This window comes from Bacillus sp. SRI_025 (assembly GCF_057592095.1).
In genome coordinates this window covers 378,063-396,147 of record NZ_JBYEGB010000001.1, presented here as the reverse complement: position 1 = coordinate 396,147, position 18,085 = coordinate 378,063, and the positions used below count along the sequence as shown (strand labels likewise).

Genomic DNA, 18,085 nt, shown 5'->3' with positions numbered 1-18,085 from the left:
GGTATTTAAGAATGAAAATAGCCGTTGTAACAGACAGTACTGCTTATCTACCACAAGAGCTACGTGATAAATATAATATTCATATGATCCCCCTCAACGTCATCTTTGGCAGTGAATCATACCGTGAAGAAATAGAAATGGACTGGAAGACATATTATGAAGAAATCAAAAAACACAAAGATCTTCCAACAACCTCTCAGCCTGCTTTCGGTGAATTAATAGCCTTATATGAAAAACTAAGTGAAACATACGACGCTGTGATTAGTATTCACCTTTCAAGTGGAATTAGTGGAACGTATAATAGTGCTGCCTCAGCGAATGATCTAGTTGACGGGATTGATATTTATCCGTTTGATACAGAAACAAGCTGTATGGCACAAGGTTTTTACGTGTTAGAAGCTGCTGAAAAAATCCAAGAAGGTGCTTCTTTAGAAGAAGTGTTAGCACATCTAAATTACCTGAAAGAAAGTCAGCGGGCGTATTTTATGGTAGACGATTTAACTCATTTGCAAAGAGGCGGCAGATTAAATGGTGCACAGGCTTTTATTGGAAGCCTCTTAAAGGTAAAGCCTATTCTGCATTTTGACAACAAGCTAATTGTCCCTTTTGAGAAGATTCGCACACGTAAAAAAGCCATTTCACGTATTTTTGAATTATTTGATGAAGATGCATCACGTGGTGTTCCGATGAGAGCAACACTGATACATGGTAATAGAGAAGAAGAAGCAGAAGAATTAATTGCGCACTTATCAGAAAAATATCCTCATGTTGAATTTTATAAAAGCTACTTTGGTGCCGTGATCGGCACTCATCTAGGTGAAGGCTCTTTAGCTCTTGGCTGGGTGATTAGATAATTCCTAAAAAACCTCTTTTCTTATGGAAAAGGGGTTTTGTTTTTCTATTTTAACTGTTGGACGAAAGGTCATGTCTTTGCGCATAATAGGCAAATATCAATTGAAAGGTGTTTGGTTAAGTTGAATATGGACAAAGCAATGGAACTAATGCGGCAGCTGCATTCACGCCATTTGCTCACCGCCGAAACAAGGTGCCCACAGTCTAATTTGGATTGGTTGGAGGAGAAGGGCTTAGTCAATCGAACACCTGCCATTGAGAGGAAAGCAAATGGTTTTACATGCTGCCGGTGCGGTGTATCACACAAGCGGTACTTTGCTCACTCTCCATGTGAAGTGTGTCAAAAGGATTGTGTGTACTGTAGGTCATGCATCATGATGGGAAAAGCAACTGAATGTGGGTTTCTTTATGAATGGACAGGTCCACAAAAAGTAGAAACATATCGAGCTGAATTAACATGGCAGGGAGAGCTGTCTAAAGGACAAAAAAGAGCGTCAGAAAAAATGATTGAAGCTATCAAAAGCAAATTTGATCTGCTTGTTTGGGCGGTTTGCGGGGCAGGGAAAACGGAGGTGCTTTTTCACGGAATCGAATATGCGTTAAATCAAGGAATGAGTGTCTGTATTGCGACCCCTAGAACAGATGTTGTGCTTGAACTCGAACCACGACTTAGAAAAGCATTTCAAGGGATGACAATAGCCGTACTTTATGGAGGCAGTTCTCAAAGGTTTCAGATTGCACCGCTTGTGATCGCCACAACCCATCAGCTGATGAGGTACAAAAATGCATTTGATGTGCTCATTGTAGATGAAGTCGATGCCTTTCCTTATTCAATGGATGAACGTCTCCAATTTGCTGTTCTAAAGGCGATGAGAAAGAACGGAGGGGTTAGGATTTATTTAAGTGCGACACCCTCTAAAAAAATGACGAGAGAGGTTTCTAGTGGAAAACTGGAAACGATAAAAATTCCTCTGCGTTTTCATAAACAACCATTACCCGTACCGACCTTTCATTGGATTGGGCATTGGAAAAAGAAATTAAAAAAGAATCAGCTGCCCCGTAAAGTGATGAATTGGATGCAGAGACATATTGCAAATAAAAGAAGAGTATTACTTTTTGTTCCTTCAATTGCTACCATGAAGAAGGTAACGAAGATTCTTCTAGAACACTCCTTAAACGTGGAGGGAGTATCTGCTGATGATCCAGATAGGAAACAAAAGGTTCAGCACTTTAGAGATTACGTATACGATGTACTAGTTACAACCACTATTCTAGAAAGAGGCGTAACCATTCCAAATGTTCAAGTGGGGGTATTAGGTTCGGAATCTACTATTTTTACAGAGAGTGCACTTGTTCAGATTTCTGGAAGAGTAGGCAGACACCCGGATTATTGTACAGGAGACGTTTTCCTTTTTCATTTTGGTTTAACGAGAAGTATGAAACAAGCAAAGAAGCATATCGTTAAAATGAATGATACGGCTGCAAATGAGTTTTCTGAAAAACAGTGTGGGTTCAACTAAATCATGGTACATTATATTCACAATACACAAATGGCAGGAGAGACAAAATATGCTACTCAATGCAAAAGAAATACTACTCAAGGAAATTCTCTATCAATATCTCAACCAATTAAACATGATTTGTCATTGTGAAAAGTGTATGGAAGATGTATTAGCAATTTCACTGAATCAAGTGAAACCACAATATATAACAGACATCGATAAAATATCTTACAGTAAATCTGAGATGGTGGATAAACAGAAGAATACTGCTATGCTAGTTATTCTGACAGAAGCAGCTTCCAAGGTCTCCGCATTTCCAAGGTGTGAAAATCGTCTGCTGCTGAACAAGAAAACCAATTGAATTGCCAAATTTGTGAGGGACATTTTGTGCCGGCTTTTACATGGAAATCATTCCTACTATTAAATGATGATCGTCTTTGTGTAGCATGTAAGAATGACTTAGTAAAGATTGAGCGTCCTATTTGTCCAACGTGTGGAAGGGCGCAGTCAAATGACCAAATGTGCCAAGACTGTGTTAGATGGAATGAACGCCCTGATTCTACTAAAGTTCTTGTGAAAAATAGGTCAGTTTATACTTACAATGAGTTGATGAAAGATGTCCTTGCCCGCTTTAAATTTCGGGGTGATACGGCTTTAGTTGAGCTGTTTAAACGAGATGTACAAGCAGCATTTAAACATTCCTTCAGCATAAAAGAACCATTACTGATTCCGATCCCTTTAAGTCATGAAAGACTAAAAGAAAGAGGATTTAATCAGTCCGTCATCATCGCTTCTTTGATAGGTAAGCCAATATTGCAGCCACTCGTGAAAATACATCAAAGTAAGCAGTCCAAAAAAAAGAAAAATGAACGCCTAGATCAAAAAGGATTGTTTCAAATAAAGCATACAGATGTGATTGTTCAAAGGGATATTATATTAGTTGATGATATCTATACAACGGGAGCAACCATTTATGATGCAGCAAGAATTTTAAAAGACGCAGGTGCCAAAAGTGTTTCTTCTTTTACGTTGATACGTAGTTAAAAATCATGATAATTAACCGATAATAAGAAAAGAAAATAACGTAAGGGGTTTTGGTTATGAATCAATTGGCAAACTGTCCACAATGTAATCAGCTATTTTTAAAAACCACCATCCAAACGGTTTGTAACAAATGCTATGAAGAAGAAGAACGTTCTTTTGATATCGTATATAAATTCTTAAGAAAACAAAGTAATAGACAATCAACCATCGCTGAAATAGTAGATGCAACTGAAGTTGATGAAGAATTAATCTTGAAATTTATTCGTTTGAAAAGACTGCAAATTAGTCAATTTCCGAATATTAATTATCCTTGTGAAAGATGTGGCAAAGCGATCAGGAAAAACAAGCTATGTAGCCAATGTGAACAGGATATTCATTCGCAAATCAGCCAAATGAACCAAGAAGAAGAGCGTAAAAGGGAGATTGAATCTAGGAAAAAAGACACCTATTATGCCATTAATCCTAAAAACGACTGATTCCCTAAACTAAGTTGCAGTTTGGTCGATAAAATGGATAGAATCAAGACAGACTGTAACGGAAAGCGAGAGGAATCCCGTGAAAATTAATCGATATGGAACACAACCAGTAAATCCTTACAAGAAAACATATGAGAAACAAACGTTGCAATCGAATCAAGCAAAATCAACTGATAAAGTCGAAATTTCTAAAAAGGCAATCGAAATGCAAAAGGTGCCGAATATTATGAGAGAACGTCAAGATAAAATTGACCAAATTAAAAAAAGCATTGAAGCCGGAACATATCAAGTAGATACAAAAGGCATTGCAGATAAAATGCTGAATTTTTATAAACAACAATAACAAAAGGGAGCAGCGTGAATGTCAGTTAAAATAATTATTGAAGAACTGCATCGTCTCTATGGATTGCATGAACAGCTATTAAAGTTGTCTAAGGATAAAACAGAAATGCTGAAAAGCAATGAGATTGATGCTCTTTCAGAGGTTCTGAATTTAGAGCAAAAGTATATTCAGGCCATTTCTCAATTAGAAGAAAAACGAATTGAAGCGACCGTTCAATTTTTACAAAGTGATCAATCACCAACCATCACTGCATGTATCGAAAAGGCTGAAGGTACAGATCAAGAAGAGCTCATTTCATTATATGAGAAACTAAATGACATCATGGTGGAACTAAAAGATGTAAATGAACTGAACAAGCAGCTTATTCAGCAGTCACTTCAATTTATTTCACTGACATTCGATCTCGTTAACCCCAATAAAGAAAATATGAATTACGGACAAAATGGTCTTGAGAGTTCAAAGCCTAAACAGCAAAGGGCTTTGTTTGATTCAAAGGCGTAAACAAGGAGGATACCAATGGGTTCTACATTCATGGGACTAGAAACGGCAAAAAGAGGAATCACAGCCCAGCGTGCAGGGCTTTATGTCACATCAAACAACGTCTCCAATGCAAATACGGAAGGCTACTCAAGACAAAGAGTGACCTTTAAAGCAGAAAATCCTTATCCAGTCCTTTCTGTTTATGATGGAAAGACGTATGGTCAAATGGGGACAGGTGTACAAGTTGGAACGGTTGAAAGAATTCGAGATAGCTTTTTAGATCTACAATATAGAGATCATAACAACAACTTGTCTTACTACTCAACGAAGTCAGATGCCCTTTCACAGATGGAAGGGGTTATGAATGATTTGACGGATGAAGGCTTGAACAGAGCTTTTGATAACCTATGGAAATCATTACAGGTCTTATCAGAAACAAAAAATGCTGATACAGCTTCTGCACGTACAGTTGTTAAAACAAGTGCACAGGCTCTAGTTGACCAATTCCGTCTGCTCAATTCTTCTTTAACAACGGTACAAAAGAATTTGAAAACGGAACTCGATTCAACAGCCAAAGATGTAAACACTCTATTATCTCAAATAGATGAAGTGAACAAACAGATTGCAGCAGTTGAGCCAAATGGATATCTTCCAAATGATCTTTATGATACACGTGATACTTTGGTAGATCAATTATCCTCACTTGTTGATATTAAGGTCAGCTACAATCCACCTGGCGGTAATGCACTTAAAATTGCTGAAGGAACTGTCAACATCGACATTATCGGTGCAAATGGACAATCTGCTGGAAACATTTTGAATGGTATTACAAATGAAAAGTCTGAACTGCAAATCTCTTACGATAATACTACGGGACTTGTTAACTCACTTCAATTCGGAACAACAACTATTGCAGCGGATCAATTACAAGTAAACGGTAAAGTAAAAGCACTTGTTGAGGCTTATGGCTACATGTCAAACGGTGCTGAAAAAGGCATGTATCCAGATATGCTTGCAGAACTGGATGAAGTAGCACAAGTATTCATGGATACATTTAACGATGTACATAAGCAGGGGTACACGTTAACTGGTGCAAGTGGACAAGACTTTTTTGATATCGAGAATAACAATGAGTTGAATAAAGGTTTGGCAGCTCGTATTAAAGTGAGCGATGTCATTTTAGCATCAACAGATAATATTGCAGCATCTCTCAATCAAACTCAAGGTGACGGTTCGAATGCTACGAAATTAGCTAATATACAAGACTTAAAATTACCAATTGGCGGAAATACAACGACCATTCAGGATTATTACCAAAATGTTATTGCTGAGATGGGTGTACAAGGGAAAAAGAACATGACGCTTGAAAGCAGTTCAGCTGCTCTTGTCAATTCAGCCAATGAACGTAGAATGTCGACTAGCGCTGTCTCCATCGATGAAGAAATGACGAATATGATCCAATTCCAGCATGCATATAATGCGGCTGCGAGAATTATGACATTACAAGATGAAGTACTGGATAAAGTAATAAACGGCATGGGTGTCGTAGGAAGGTAGGGATAACGGATGCGAGTCACACAAGGTATGATTTCTCAAAACTCACTTCGAAATATTAGTAAAAGTTATGAAAAACTTTCTAAGATTAATGAGCAGGCACAAACAGGAAGACGTTTCACGAATACGTCTGATGATCCTGTTGCAGCAGTAAAAAGCCTTCAATATAGTACTGCCTTGTTTCGAAATGAACAGTATAAAAATAACTTAAATGAAGCACAAAACTGGATTGATACATCTGAAACAAGTGTCACTGAAATTATTGATATTATGTCAAATATACGAGATAAAGTACTTGATGCGGCAAACGGAACAAAGCAGCCAGAAGATTTAGCAGCTATCGGAGTGGAAATTGGTCAGATGAAGAATCAAATCATCGATGCAATGAACACTCAAATGCTAGGTAAGTTCGTATTTAATGGGACAAATACAAATGTTAAACCAGTTGTTGAGAATGCAGACGGAACGTATACATTTAACTTCGAAAATTATACAGATGCGAATGCTGTTCAAGCGAATATTTCTGATGGGATTACTTTAAATGTAAACTCAAATCCAATCTCAGCGTTTGGTGGACAGGCCAACGGTCAAAATGTCATTGAAATGCTGACTGATTTAGAAAATTCATTGAAAAATGGAACATTTGCGAATTCTGATGATGCATTAGGAAGTATCGATCAGTTTAAAGAAGTGATGAGTGCTGAGCGATCTGACCTAGGAGCGCGTTCGAATCGTGTTGACTTAGTAGGAAGTCGTTTGACTTCACAATACCAAGTATTGAAAAATGCTAAATCAGATAATGAAGATGTTGAAAGTGAAAAGGCCATTCTTGATCTTCTTCAACAAGAGACGGTGAATAGAGCTGCTTTAGCGACAACAGCTAAAGTCATTCAGCCATCCCTTGTTGATTTCTTAAGATAATAAAAAGCATCCGTAGGGTGCTTTTTTGCATCATGGAGGTGAATATATGCAAATCCCTAGATTGTTAATGCAGCAAACCTATGCAAAGCTTCAAATGTCGACAACTCCTTCTAGGCAAGAAGTAGAGCAGCCACGAGCGGACCTTGAGATTCAGCAGCCGCGAGCTGTCATGGATATCAAAAGGACACCATCGAAATTAACCATTGATCAAACCGAGGCATTTGCGGATATGGACATCAAGTCGATTTTTAGACGTTCTGAGGAATGGGCAGCTGAGGGGAAGCGTGCTGTTGGAGAAGGAATGGGCCGAAGAGCGGAAGAAGGAAGTGAACTTATCAAGATCGAGAATGGTGGAAATGCGATTGCTGAATTTGCCAAGATCAACGGCAGTCCTCCAGCAAAACAATTCACCATTGGTGTGATACCTTCATTCTTTAGTGTGAAAATTCACTATCAGCCTTCTGAGCTTCAAATTGATGTGGAGCCGCAAAAAGCTGTTATAGAGGCAACACCTCATAAACCAATCGTTAACTACCAGCCAGGTAAGGTCAATATTGATATGTTACAATACCCAGAATTAAAAATAGAAGTTGACGAAACGGGCCATAATGGTGATAAGGTATAGTTAAGAAAAACGAAAAAGGTCGTGAATTATGATCATTCAAACAAAATACCATGGTGAAGTGACAATCAAAGAGGAGCAAATCATCAACTTCTCTAACGGGATACCAGGATTTCTGGATCAAAAACAGTTTGTTATTTTGCCTTTATCAGAAGAATCTCCGTTTTTAGTTCTTCAATCATTGAAAAACGCAGCATTAGGCTTTATCGTCAGCAGTCCGTTTTTATTCTTCAATCAATACGAATTTGATTTAGACGAAACGGTTGTAGACATTCTGGAAGTAGAAGATGCCAATGATGTGGAAGTAATGGTTATTTTAACAATGGAATCATCTATTGAAAAAACAACAGCTAATTTAAGAGCGCCTATTATTGTGAACCGGAAAAACATGAAAGCCAAGCAGGTGATTTTGCATGATTCAGCCTATCATACAAAACATTTGTTAGAGGTGGCATCCTCATGTTAGTGCTGTCTCGTAAATTAAACCAGTCAATTCAAATAGGCGATGATATTGAAGTCAAGATTATTTCAATCGAGGGCGATCAAGTGAAAGTCGGGATTGAGGCTCCTAAGCACATCGATATTCACAGGAAAGAAGTGTACCTGTCTATTCAAGAAGAGAACAATCGTGCTGCGAGCCTATCCTTAGATCTCCTCTCTCAATTATCCTCACAAAAAAAGTGAGGATTTTTTTATTGCATTCAGCTGTCCTTCTCCGTGTGAAAGCGTTCCGATACAGATGTTCATGATCTATAGGAAACTTTAACAAATCGGTCCATCTATATTTAATTTGCAAATTCAAAGCCGATATAAAAGATAGATTAAAGCACAGGAGCTGAATAACTATGTCTGTTGGTAAGTTGACATCGCTAGAGCCAATTATCGATGCATTTCAAACCCGTGTTTCTAATAACCAGAATGACAATGTAAACTCTGACTCACAAGCAAATGGCAGGGCTGTTTCAAAAGATGAAATTGAAAAAACGCTTCAAGGCGCAAACAAGCTGATTGAACCTACTCAATTTCATCTTCAATTTGAATTACATGAAAAACTCAATGAATATTATGTCAAAGTCGTAGATAACCAAACAGAAGAAGTTATTAGAGAAATTCCTTCCAAGGAATGGCTTGATTTCTATGCGGCAATGACAGAAATTGTCGGTTTATTTGTAGATAAAAGAATGTAAATGAAGGGAGAACATAAATAATGGTCAATCGTATTACTGGATTTTCAAATGTGTTCGATATTGATGAAATCGTATCAAAGCTGATGAAAACGGAGCAGGCACCACTTGATACAATGACGCGCCAAAAACAAACACTTGAATGGCAAAGAGACAGCTATCGCGAGGTTAATTCGAAAATTAAAGAATTAGATGATTTGATCAACAGTTTAAAGTTAAATCTTCCAAGCACATATGGTGCCAAAAAGGTGACAAGCTCTAATGAATCTGCTGTCACAGCAACTGGATCAACAAATGCGACCTCTGGCTCTATTCATGTCACTCAGCTAGCGACAGCTTCCGTCTTCAAATCTTCTGGTACATCTGGATTTACACCAACAAACGGAACGTTTACGTTTGAAGTGACGACACCAGATTCGACAAAACCAAAAATGGTGACAATCAATACTTCTGATACCGACACAATTGATGACATCGTGAAAAAGCTGAACAGCGCACAATTAGGTGTGACGGCTTACAAAGGCCAAATCTCTGATGGCACTAACTACGTGGATACAATTGCTCTTACTTCTCGGACAACGGGTGAAGGCGTCAGTATTAAAGCAGCTGATGGCAATTCGGCTTCATTTTTAACGCAATTAGGATTCCAAGTAGATGGAGATAACAAATTAGTTGCGACCACTCAAGGACAGAAGGCGCAATACGAGATTAATGGTCTGAAAATGGAGAATAACAACAATACATTCACACAGGCTGATATTACGTACGAGCTTAAAGCAACCACAGATAAGCCCGTCAGCTTAAACGTTTCAACAGATGTTGATGCCATATATGATAAAATTAAACAATTTGTTGATAAATATAACGAACTCGTTGAGCAGATTAATGGAAAAGTCAATGAAAAGAAAAACAGAGACTATCATCCATTAACGGCTGAAGAGAAAAAAGCGATGTCTGAAAAAGAAATAGAGCTATGGGAAACGACCGCGAAGTCTGGCTTGCTGAGAAGTGATTCCATTTTACGATCTGGTGCCTCTAAAATAAGAAGTGATTTGTATGCTAATATTACGACAAGTGATGGGGATAAAATCCAACTCACACAAATCGGTATTTCGACATCATCCAGCTATAAAGATGGTGGGAAGCTTGAATTTATTAAGGATAGTGATGGAGTAGAGAAATTAAAAAAAGCCATTGAAGAAGACCCGGAGAAGGTCAGACAAATGTTCATCTCGGGTAGTTTAAATGTGGATTCAAAGGATAAAAACAAAGCGCAGCAGCAATATCAAGAACAAGGAATCATCTATCGTATCAAAAATTCCTTATCAGACTTTTCGAAGAGCATTCAAAAAAAGGCTGGCAGCATAACAATGGAATCAAAGGAATACGGACTGGGTAAGGACCTTGATTCTTTGACAAAACGAATGAGCACATTCCAAGATCGTTTAAAAATGGTTGAAGCCCGTTACTACAAAAAGTTTAACGCCATGGATAGTGCAATTCAAAAGCTAAACAACCAATCTGGCTACCTTTCTCAACTGCTTGGACAATAATTGGAGGTTTATAACATATGGCAATACAGAACCCTTATGCCGCCTATCAGAAAAATTCTATTGAGACCGCAACACCTGCCGAGTTGACGCTTATGCTTTATGAAGGCTGCTTAAAGTTCATCAGACTAGCGAAGCATGCCATTCAAAAAGAGGATGCAGAAACGAGAAACTTGAACCTGAAAAAGGCTCAAAACATCATTCAAGAATTAAATGTCACCTTAAATCGTTCCTATGACGTATCAAAGAGTATGGCAAGTATGTATGATTACATTTATCGCAGACTGATAGAAGCCAATCTTCAAAATGACGAAGAGATATTGAATGAAGTAGAACAGTACGTAACTGATTTCCGTGATGCGTGGAAGGAAGTCATTCAAACCGATCGAAAAGGCCGTCACCACTCTATCGGGGGCTCCCTATGAGTATTGTGGACCAGCTGCATGATCAAACATTAAAAATGGCAGCAGAAATAGCGGAAAATCCACAAAGTGAGACACTGGTTGAAGACTTTGATGCCTTTTTAATTGAGAGAGACGAATTAATGAGAGATATACAGCATGAATTGACGAATCAAGAAAAAGAGAAAATCCGAGAAATCATACAAACAGATCAACAGATGGCGAAGCAATTAACGGTTATCCAAAATGGGATAAAAGCAGATATTCAAGCCATTCAAAAAAAGAAAACAAAACAGCTGAATTATCAAAATCCATACCAGCCCATAACAAGTGACGGCGTATATTACGATAAACGGAAATAAATAGGTGAGACCTGTGGCGTATCGTTCAAATGACTATATTTTATTAACCACATATTATGAACTTCTATACACGATAGAAGAGAGTTTAAAATATTTAGATGAAATTGAGAAGGATTTTGACAAAACAGAAGGGGATCGGATCTTTAATGATCTGATCCATGCCTTCTTTCATTTAGACACAACACACCCCCTTCTGCTTTCAATTATTGAAAATGAACACTTTGCCAAAACGATTCGTTCGTTTGATCAAATATTTTTAAGTTTTGATATACTAGCTTTCTATACATTCCCTTCAAATCACTTCCAATCATTCCTGAAATCATATTTTATACCTGAATATAGAAAGTGGATGGATGAAATACATGCCTGTATGAGGCCGTATGTCATTCATTAATTTTTGTCCAATTCAGACCATTCGGAGGAAATTATGAGACTAAAAAATCAATTTTTATTTGGGCTTATTGTCATATGTGTATTGTTTGTCAGTATGTTAGGATTCTCAAGCTTTCTCTATTACAAAACAGATCAATCCTATAAAGCGTTATTAAGCAAGGAAGTGAAGCTTTATCAGACCTCGCTGGAATTAGAGGCGCTTCTGCAAAAGCAGGAAGCACAGATCAAAACATATGTTGTCGTCCAAGATGCAGAAAATTTGCAGAAAATTGAGCAAACATATGAAGATATTAATAAGAAAACAACAGAAGCTTCGAAATTAAGTACGGTCAAACAAGCAAAAAATCTATTAGATCAAATCTCAGAAAAAAATTATCTCTACTACACCTCAACGAATCGATTATTTAATTCATTAAATATGCAAAATCAAAAAGAATTCAACACCCGCCTCACTCAAGAATTACAACCTATCGAACAAGAAATACATACCTATACAAAAGAATTCGCTCAAAACCAGCTAAAACAACGTGATCAAAAAATCAATCAGCTTAATCAAGATAGTAATCAATTATTGCTTACACTCATTTTGGTCAGTGCTGCGATTATTGTTGGCTTTCTGGTGATTGGTGTCAGATTCGTTCATCGCATGACAAAACCAATTGTTTCTGTCACAAATGCCGCAAGAAGGATGGCAGATGGTGACCTGACCCTTGAAGAGATTGAAGTGACCTCTAAAAATGAGATTGGTCAGCTCGGCACAGCCTTTAATCAAATGACGGCTCATTTGCGTCAGCTTATTTTGCAGGTGCAAAGCGGATCAAGACAGCTTGCTGATTCTGCTGCTCAATTTGAGGAAACCATCAGTCAAACGATATCGGCTAGTGAGCAGACATCTAGCTCGATCGAACAGGTCAGTGAAGCTTCACGTGAACAATCAGATGCGGTCGGAAAAGTCGCCTCTGCCATTCAAGAAGTATCGACTGGCATGCAAAATGCAGCTGTACACACGTCCGATGTTTCGGGTCACTCAATTTCAGTGACTGAAAAGGCTGAAGAGGGTGCCGCCCTTATTCAACAATTTGTGAAACAAATGAGTTCTATTAAAGAGTCTGTGAATGAACACCATTCCACAATGGCCAATGTACAAGCGCAGTTTACAGGCATTCAAGGTCTGTTAGGTCATATCCATGCCATTGCTGACCAGACGAATTTACTTGCTTTAAACGCAGCCATAGAAGCAGCAAGAGCGGGAGAACATGGAAGAGGTTTTGCAGTTGTAGCAGATGAAGTGAGGAAGCTGGCAGAAGAATCTAGTCAGCTGACAGATCAAATTAGTCAATTACTAGAGAACGTGAACAAAGATACAGAAAGGTCATCGCAATCGATGACGAAGGTTGAGCGGGATGTAGCAGAGGGTGTAAAAGTATCACAATTATCTGAACAGAGCTTCCATGAAATCTTGGAATCTATTCGTGATATTTCAATGAAAGCCGAAGAGCTGTCAGCCACTGCAGAACAGATTTCTGCTAGTACAGAGGAAATTTCTCAAACGGTTGGTGTCATTGAAGAAGGTGCGAAACGAAACTCAGAAGAGACGGAGTATATGTCTGCTGCTGTTGAAGAATCATTAGCGGCCAATGAAGAGATGAAAGCCGCTGCGGAGGATTTAAAATCCTTGTCTCAATCGCTGAAAACATCGATTTCATCTTTTACCATTTAATGTGCGCTGTTCTTTTTCAAGAATCAGCCGAATATATATTCATCACCTATCAAGCAACAGTTGAAGCACCGCAAAATTCGACAAATTTCAATAAATATTCACATTTTTTTTACGTTTGAGCAGGAGAAAAGGAGGGAAAAGTAGAAATAGGTTTACATATCCTTAATTTTAAAGGAGGCGTTCTTTACATGAATTACAATGTCAGAGGAGAAAACATCGACGTAACACCTGCACTAAGAGATCATGTCGAGAAAAAAATTGGAAAGCTGGAGCGTTATTTTGAGACAGATGTTGATGCTTCAGTCAACGTGAACTTGAAGTTTTACAATGATCAAGAATCTAAAGTTGAGGTTACCATTCCAATGACTGATCTAGCACTTCGAGCTGAGGTGCATAATGAGGATATGTACAATGCAGTAGACCTAGCAGCCAGTAAATTAGAACGTCAAATTAGAAAGCACAAAACAAAAGTAAACCGTAAATTCCGCGAGCAAGGTGCCAAAAAGCACTTATTTGCAGGAGGAAATGGTACGGCTGAAGTAGCAGTTCAAGATGACGAAGAGATTGATGAAACAGAAATCGTCAGACAAAAACGATTCAACTTAAAGCCGATGGATAGCGAAGAGGCCATTCTCCAAATGAACATGTTAGGTCATAGTTTCTTCGTTTTCACAAATGCTGAGACAAATTTGACCAATGTGGTTTATCGCCGAAATGACGGTAAATATGGACTCATTGAGCCAAACGCTTAAATATCAGTTGATGCTGATTCAAAAACAACCTAAATAAAGTAAACCCGTTCCTTTCATAAGGGGCGGGTTTTTTGTGCGAAATTATGGCAAATTCTTTGGAAATGAAAGAAGGTATGGTATGATAAATGCAGGTAAATATGGACCTGTCAAACTTTTGGACATGCCGAAAAATTGCATGAAATAGAGGAGCGTTATTATATGCTTGGAATCTTAAACAAAGTGTTTGATCCTACGAAACGTACGATCAGCCGATATGAAAAAAAGGCAAATGAAATCGAAGCTCTCGCTCAAGATTTTGAAAAATTATCTGACGAGGCTTTACGAAATAAAACGATTGAATTTAAAGAAAAACTTGAAAAAGGACAATCCGTGGATGACCTGTTGGTTGAAGCATTTGCTACGGTTCGCGAGGCTTCCCGCCGCGTAACAGGAATGTTCCCATTTAAGGTGCAGCTCATGGGGGGGATCGCACTTCACGAAGGCAACATCGCTGAAATGAAAACAGGTGAAGGGAAAACATTGACATCAACAATGCCTGTTTACTTAAATGCTCTTTCTGGAAAAGGCGTCCACATCGTGACAGTCAACGAATATTTGGCAAGCCGTGATGCGCAGGAAATGGGCAAAATTTTTGAATTCCTTGGTTTAACGGTCGGTTTAAACTTAAATAGCTTAGACAAAGATGAAAAAAGAGAAGCGTACGCCGCTGATATCACGTATTCAACAAACAATGAACTCGGCTTTGACTATCTACGAGATAACATGGTGCTTTACAAAGAGCAGATGGTTCAGAGACCACTTCATTATGCTGTGATCGATGAGGTTGACTCCATTTTAATTGATGAAGCGAGAACACCTCTTATTATTTCTGGACAAGCTGCGAAATCAACAAAGCTTTACGTACAAGCCAATGCATTTGTCCGTACATTAAAAATCGAAGATGATTTCACGTATGATATTAAAACAAAAAGTGTGCAGCTGACTGAAAGCGGAATGACGAAGGCGGAAAAAGCATTCGGCATCGAGAACCTGTTTGATGTCAAACATGTCGCGCTCAACCATCACATCGCTCAGGCGCTGAAAGCACATGTTGCGATGCAAAAAGACGTGGATTATGTGGTAGAAGAAGGCCAAGTAGTCATCGTAGACTCCTTCACAGGACGTTTAATGAAAGGACGCCGTTATAGTGAAGGTCTGCATCAAGCCATCGAAGCAAAAGAAGGTCTTGAAGTGCAGAACGAAAGCATGACACTAGCAACAATTACGTTCCAGAACTACTTCCGTATGTATGAAAAGTTATCTGGTATGACTGGTACAGCAAAAACGGAAGAAGAAGAATTCCGTAACATTTACAACATGCAGGTTGTGTCAATCCCGACCAATCAACCAGTAGTTCGTGATGACCGACCTGATTTAATTTACCGCACAATGGATGGTAAATTTAAAGCAGTGGCTGAGGATGTTGCGCAGCGCTATATGACAGGACAGCCAGTTCTTGTCGGAACAGTAGCAGTTGAGACATCTGAGCTTATTTCTAAGCTGCTTAAAAATAAAGGCATTCCTCATCAAGTGTTAAACGCAAAAAACCATGAGCGTGAAGCACAAATTATTGAAGAGGCTGGTCAAAAGGGTGCTGTGACCATTGCGACAAACATGGCAGGACGTGGTACAGACATCAAGCTTGGCGAAGGTGTAAAAGAACTTGGAGGTCTGGCTGTTATCGGGACAGAGCGTCATGAATCCCGCCGGATTGATAACCAGCTTCGCGGACGTTCTGGACGTCAAGGAGACCCAGGGATTACCCAATTCTATCTATCCATGGAAGATGAATTGATGCGCCGATTTGGTGCAGAGCGGACGATGGCGATGCTTGACCGCTTTGGCATGGATGACTCTACACCAATCCAAAGTAAAATGGTGTCTAAAGCCGTTGAATCATCGCAAAAACGTGTAGAGGGGAACAACTTTGATTCCCGTAAGCAGCTTCTGCAATATGACGATGTGCTTCGTCAACAGCGTGAAGTGATCTACAAACAGCGTTTTGAAGTCATCGATTCCGACAACTTAAAATCAATTGTTATCAATATGATTCAATCTTCAATTGAGCGTGCTGTGGGATCTTATACGCCAAAAGAAGAGCTGCCTGAAGAATGGAAACTAGATGGTCTTGTTGAATTAATCAACACGAACTATTTAGACGAAGGTGCCATCACGGTCAAAGATATCTTCGGTAAAGAAGCAGATGAAATCACAACTTTCATCATGGATCGTATTAAAGAAAAATACGATGCAAAAGAAGAAACATTTGGCGAAGAACAAATGCGTGAATTTGAAAAAGTCATCGTTCTTCGTGCGGTGGATTCGAAGTGGATGGACCATATCGATGCAATGGATCAGCTGCGTCAAGGTATTCATTTACGTGCGTATGCACAAACGAATCCGCTACGTGAATACCAAATGGAAGGATTTGCGATGTTTGAGCATATGGTTGCTTCAATTGAAGATGATGTGGCCAAGTATGTCTTGAAATCAGAAATCCAAAACAACCTAGAACGCGAAGAAGTGGTTCAAGGTCAAACAACGGCTCATCAGCCACAAGAGGGCGATGAGGAGAAGACAGTGAAGAAAAAGCCGGTACGTAAAGTCGTAGACATTGGACGAAACTCTCCATGTCACTGCGGAAGCGGCAAGAAATATAAAAATTGTCATGGGAAGACAGAATAAGTAATGGAAAGAGGTGAAAACCTCTTTCTATTCATGTCAGCCCCCATACATCTATGAGGTGAAGGATATGGAATTAGTAGAAATTAGACAAGAGCTTGAAAATATGGCTAGCAGGCTAGCTGATTTTAGGGGGTCTCTTTGACTTAGAAACAAAAGAAGCTAAAATCGCAGAGCTTGAAGCGACGATGTCAGAGGCTGATTTTTGGAATGATCAGCAAAAGGCTCAAGGCGTTATCAATGAAGCCAATGCACTGAAGGATTCTGTGAATTCCTATCATGAGCTCAGTGAATCGCATGAAGAGCTGCAAATGACGCATGACTTATTAAAGGAAGATTATGACGAAGAGCTTCATGCAGAGCTTGAAAAAGAGCTGAAGAACTTAACGAAGCAATTTAACGAATTTGAGCTGCAGCTTCTCTTAAGCGAACCTTATGATAAAAACAATGCCATTCTGGAGCTTCACCCAGGTGCAGGCGGTACCGAATCACAGGACTGGGGTTCTATGCTTCTGAGAATGTACACTCGCTGGGCAGAGCGCAGAGGCTTTAAGGTCGAAACGCTTGATTACCTTCCAGGTGATGAGGCAGGAATTAAGTCGGTGACATTGCTGATCAAAGGGCATAATGCGTACGGTTATTTAAAAGCAGAAAAAGGTGTCCATCGTTTGGTCCGTATTTCTCCTTTTGATTCATCTGGCCGTAGACATACATCCTTCGTTTCATGTGATGTTATGCCGGAATTCAATGAAGAAATTGATATTGATATTCGCACAGAGGATATCAAGGTAGATACGTATCGTGCAAGCGGTGCAGGCGGACAGCACGTTAATACGACGGACTCTGCTGTTCGTATTACACACATTCCAACCAATGTCGTCGTGACGTGCCAAACAGAAAGATCACAAATCAAAAACAGAGAACGTGCGATGAAAATGTTGAAATCGAAACTTTATCAAAAACGGATCGAAGAACAGCAGGCAGAATTGGATGAAATCAGAGGAGAGCAGAAAGAAATTGGCTGGGGCAGCCAGATTCGCTCTTATGTATTCCACCCTTATTCTCTTGTGAAAGACCATCGAACCAATACGGAGATGGGAAATGTTCAAGCGGTGATGGATGGAGATTTAGATTCATTTATCGATGCATACCTACGTTCGAAATTATCATAAAAACTCGGCTTCTTGCCGGGTTTTTTTAATTGTGAG

At 39.0% G+C, this 18,085-nt stretch carries 21 protein-coding genes and 1 pseudogene; all 22 read left to right on the top strand.

Annotated elements, in window-relative coordinates:
- The first annotated feature begins 11 nt into the window (after positions 1-11).
- The 22 genes and pseudogenes from AC20OE_RS02075 (at position 12) to prfB (ending at position 18,049) form a co-directional block, all read left to right on the top strand.
- On the top strand, positions 12-854 hold the full coding sequence (locus tag AC20OE_RS02075) for a DegV family protein (protein WP_047201877.1): 843 nt from the start codon (positions 12-14) through the stop codon (positions 852-854).
- A 120-nt stretch (positions 855-974) separates the two neighbouring features.
- Positions 975-2,372, top strand: a complete 1,398-nt coding sequence (locus AC20OE_RS02070; protein WP_487268215.1) for an ATP-dependent helicase ComFA — start codon at positions 975-977, stop codon at positions 2,370-2,372.
- 49 nt (positions 2,373-2,421) lie between these two features.
- On the top strand, positions 2,422-2,715 hold the full coding sequence (gene comFB, locus AC20OE_RS02065) for a late competence protein ComFB (protein WP_058837538.1): 294 nt from the start codon (positions 2,422-2,424) through the stop codon (positions 2,713-2,715).
- A gap of 26 nt (positions 2,716-2,741) precedes the next feature.
- Positions 2,742-3,398 carry a ComF family protein gene (locus tag AC20OE_RS02060; RefSeq protein WP_231746861.1) on the top strand — a complete coding sequence of 219 codons (657 nt, stop codon included), beginning with the start codon at positions 2,742-2,744 and terminating at the stop codon, positions 3,396-3,398.
- A 56-nt stretch (positions 3,399-3,454) separates the two neighbouring features.
- Positions 3,455-3,874, top strand: coding sequence for a TIGR03826 family flagellar region protein (locus tag AC20OE_RS02055; RefSeq protein WP_039181808.1), 420 nt, complete (start codon positions 3,455-3,457; stop codon positions 3,872-3,874).
- A 79-nt stretch (positions 3,875-3,953) separates the two neighbouring features.
- Entirely contained in the window at positions 3,954-4,217 is a 264-nt protein-coding gene (gene flgM / locus AC20OE_RS02050; protein WP_024423620.1) for a flagellar biosynthesis anti-sigma factor FlgM, read from the top strand.
- Positions 4,218-4,235: 18 nt separating this feature from the next.
- Positions 4,236-4,718, top strand: coding sequence for a flagellar protein FlgN (locus AC20OE_RS02045; RefSeq protein WP_024423619.1), 483 nt, complete (start codon positions 4,236-4,238; stop codon positions 4,716-4,718).
- Positions 4,719-4,733: 15 nt separating this feature from the next.
- Positions 4,734-6,254 carry a flagellar hook-associated protein FlgK gene (flgK, locus tag AC20OE_RS02040; RefSeq protein WP_041088045.1) on the top strand — a complete coding sequence of 507 codons (1,521 nt, stop codon included), beginning with the start codon at positions 4,734-4,736 and terminating at the stop codon, positions 6,252-6,254.
- Between the two features lie 9 nt (positions 6,255-6,263).
- Positions 6,264-7,172, top strand: a complete 909-nt coding sequence (flgL, locus tag AC20OE_RS02035) for a flagellar hook-associated protein FlgL (protein WP_041088047.1) — start codon at positions 6,264-6,266, stop codon at positions 7,170-7,172.
- Positions 7,173-7,218: 46 nt separating this feature from the next.
- The gene (locus AC20OE_RS02030; protein ID WP_039181796.1) at positions 7,219-7,797 is read left to right on the top strand and encodes a DUF6470 family protein; all 579 of its coding nucleotides are present in this window, start codon (positions 7,219-7,221) and stop codon (positions 7,795-7,797) included.
- Positions 7,798-7,825: 28 nt separating this feature from the next.
- The gene (fliW, locus tag AC20OE_RS02025) at positions 7,826-8,260 is read left to right on the top strand and encodes a flagellar assembly protein FliW (RefSeq protein ID WP_041088051.1); all 435 of its coding nucleotides are present in this window, start codon (positions 7,826-7,828) and stop codon (positions 8,258-8,260) included.
- Positions 8,254-8,478 (top strand): carbon storage regulator CsrA, encoded by a 225-nt coding sequence (gene csrA, locus AC20OE_RS02020; protein ID WP_008360181.1) that lies wholly within the window; start codon positions 8,254-8,256, stop codon positions 8,476-8,478. Before fliW ends, csrA begins: the two co-directional genes overlap by 7 nt.
- A 161-nt stretch (positions 8,479-8,639) precedes the next feature.
- On the top strand, positions 8,640-8,981 hold the full coding sequence (gene flaG, locus AC20OE_RS02015; protein WP_487268209.1) for a flagellar protein FlaG: 342 nt from the start codon (positions 8,640-8,642) through the stop codon (positions 8,979-8,981).
- A gap of 20 nt (positions 8,982-9,001) precedes the next feature.
- Complete coding sequence (locus tag AC20OE_RS02010) at positions 9,002-10,531, top strand: flagellar hook-associated protein 2 (protein ID WP_487268207.1); 1,530 nt, start codon at positions 9,002-9,004, stop codon at positions 10,529-10,531.
- A 17-nt stretch (positions 10,532-10,548) separates the two neighbouring features.
- The gene (gene fliS, locus AC20OE_RS02005) at positions 10,549-10,953 is read left to right on the top strand and encodes a flagellar export chaperone FliS (protein WP_041088057.1); all 405 of its coding nucleotides are present in this window, start codon (positions 10,549-10,551) and stop codon (positions 10,951-10,953) included.
- Complete coding sequence (fliT, locus tag AC20OE_RS02000; RefSeq protein WP_487268205.1) at positions 10,950-11,291, top strand: flagella biosynthesis regulatory protein FliT; 342 nt, start codon at positions 10,950-10,952, stop codon at positions 11,289-11,291. The genes fliS and fliT overlap by 4 nt, the downstream gene beginning before the upstream one ends.
- Positions 11,292-11,304: 13 nt before the next feature.
- On the top strand, positions 11,305-11,685 hold the full coding sequence (locus tag AC20OE_RS01995; RefSeq protein ID WP_039181775.1) for a DUF8042 domain-containing protein: 381 nt from the start codon (positions 11,305-11,307) through the stop codon (positions 11,683-11,685).
- Positions 11,686-11,718: 33 nt separating this feature from the next.
- Positions 11,719-12,465: pseudogene (locus tag AC20OE_RS01990) on the top strand (HAMP domain-containing protein); the annotation flags it as partial.
- Positions 12,457-13,404 carry a methyl-accepting chemotaxis protein gene (locus tag AC20OE_RS01985; RefSeq protein ID WP_404841323.1) on the top strand — a complete coding sequence of 316 codons (948 nt, stop codon included), beginning with the start codon at positions 12,457-12,459 and terminating at the stop codon, positions 13,402-13,404. The pseudogene AC20OE_RS01990 and the gene AC20OE_RS01985, both read left to right, overlap by 9 nt.
- A gap of 188 nt (positions 13,405-13,592) precedes the next feature.
- Positions 13,593-14,156, top strand: coding sequence for a ribosome hibernation-promoting factor, HPF/YfiA family (gene hpf / locus AC20OE_RS01980; protein WP_024423608.1), 564 nt, complete (start codon positions 13,593-13,595; stop codon positions 14,154-14,156).
- A gap of 198 nt (positions 14,157-14,354) precedes the next feature.
- Entirely contained in the window at positions 14,355-16,880 is a 2,526-nt protein-coding gene (gene secA, locus AC20OE_RS01975) for a preprotein translocase subunit SecA (protein WP_034281086.1), read from the top strand.
- A 67-nt stretch (positions 16,881-16,947) separates the two neighbouring features.
- Positions 16,948-18,049, top strand: a protein-coding gene (gene prfB, locus AC20OE_RS01970; RefSeq protein WP_098677688.1) for a peptide chain release factor 2 whose coding sequence is annotated in 2 segments (ribosomal slippage) — positions 16,948-17,019 and positions 17,021-18,049 — 1,101 coding nt in all. Because the reading frame shifts where the segments join, the coding sequence is not laid out codon by codon here.
- Positions 18,050-18,085: the final 36 nt, after the last annotated feature.

What these genes read in the sequence shown, in the direction of transcription:
- AC20OE_RS02075 (WP_047201877.1), top strand. Translation starts at nt 12, where the DNA reads ATGAAAATAGCCGTTGTAACAGACAGTACTGCTTATCTACCACAAGAG.
- comFB (WP_058837538.1), top strand. Translation starts at nt 2,422, where the DNA reads ATGCTACTCAATGCAAAAGAAATACTACTCAAGGAAATTCTCTATCAA.
- AC20OE_RS02055 (WP_039181808.1), top strand. Translation starts at nt 3,455, where the DNA reads ATGAATCAATTGGCAAACTGTCCACAATGTAATCAGCTATTTTTAAAA.
- AC20OE_RS02045 (WP_024423619.1), top strand. Translation starts at nt 4,236, where the DNA reads ATGTCAGTTAAAATAATTATTGAAGAACTGCATCGTCTCTATGGATTG.
- flgK (WP_041088045.1), top strand. Translation starts at nt 4,734, where the DNA reads ATGGGTTCTACATTCATGGGACTAGAAACGGCAAAAAGAGGAATCACA.
- flgL (WP_041088047.1), top strand. Translation starts at nt 6,264, where the DNA reads ATGCGAGTCACACAAGGTATGATTTCTCAAAACTCACTTCGAAATATT.
- AC20OE_RS02030 (WP_039181796.1), top strand. Translation starts at nt 7,219, where the DNA reads ATGCAAATCCCTAGATTGTTAATGCAGCAAACCTATGCAAAGCTTCAA.
- fliW (WP_041088051.1), top strand. Translation starts at nt 7,826, where the DNA reads ATGATCATTCAAACAAAATACCATGGTGAAGTGACAATCAAAGAGGAG.
- csrA (WP_008360181.1), top strand. Translation starts at nt 8,254, where the DNA reads ATGTTAGTGCTGTCTCGTAAATTAAACCAGTCAATTCAAATAGGCGAT.
- flaG (WP_487268209.1), top strand. Translation starts at nt 8,640, where the DNA reads ATGTCTGTTGGTAAGTTGACATCGCTAGAGCCAATTATCGATGCATTT.
- AC20OE_RS02010 (WP_487268207.1), top strand. Translation starts at nt 9,002, where the DNA reads ATGGTCAATCGTATTACTGGATTTTCAAATGTGTTCGATATTGATGAA.
- fliS (WP_041088057.1), top strand. Translation starts at nt 10,549, where the DNA reads ATGGCAATACAGAACCCTTATGCCGCCTATCAGAAAAATTCTATTGAG.
- fliT (WP_487268205.1), top strand. Translation starts at nt 10,950, where the DNA reads ATGAGTATTGTGGACCAGCTGCATGATCAAACATTAAAAATGGCAGCA.
- AC20OE_RS01985 (WP_404841323.1), top strand. Translation starts at nt 12,457, where the DNA reads ATGACGGCTCATTTGCGTCAGCTTATTTTGCAGGTGCAAAGCGGATCA.
- hpf (WP_024423608.1), top strand. Translation starts at nt 13,593, where the DNA reads ATGAATTACAATGTCAGAGGAGAAAACATCGACGTAACACCTGCACTA.
- secA (WP_034281086.1), top strand. Translation starts at nt 14,355, where the DNA reads ATGCTTGGAATCTTAAACAAAGTGTTTGATCCTACGAAACGTACGATC.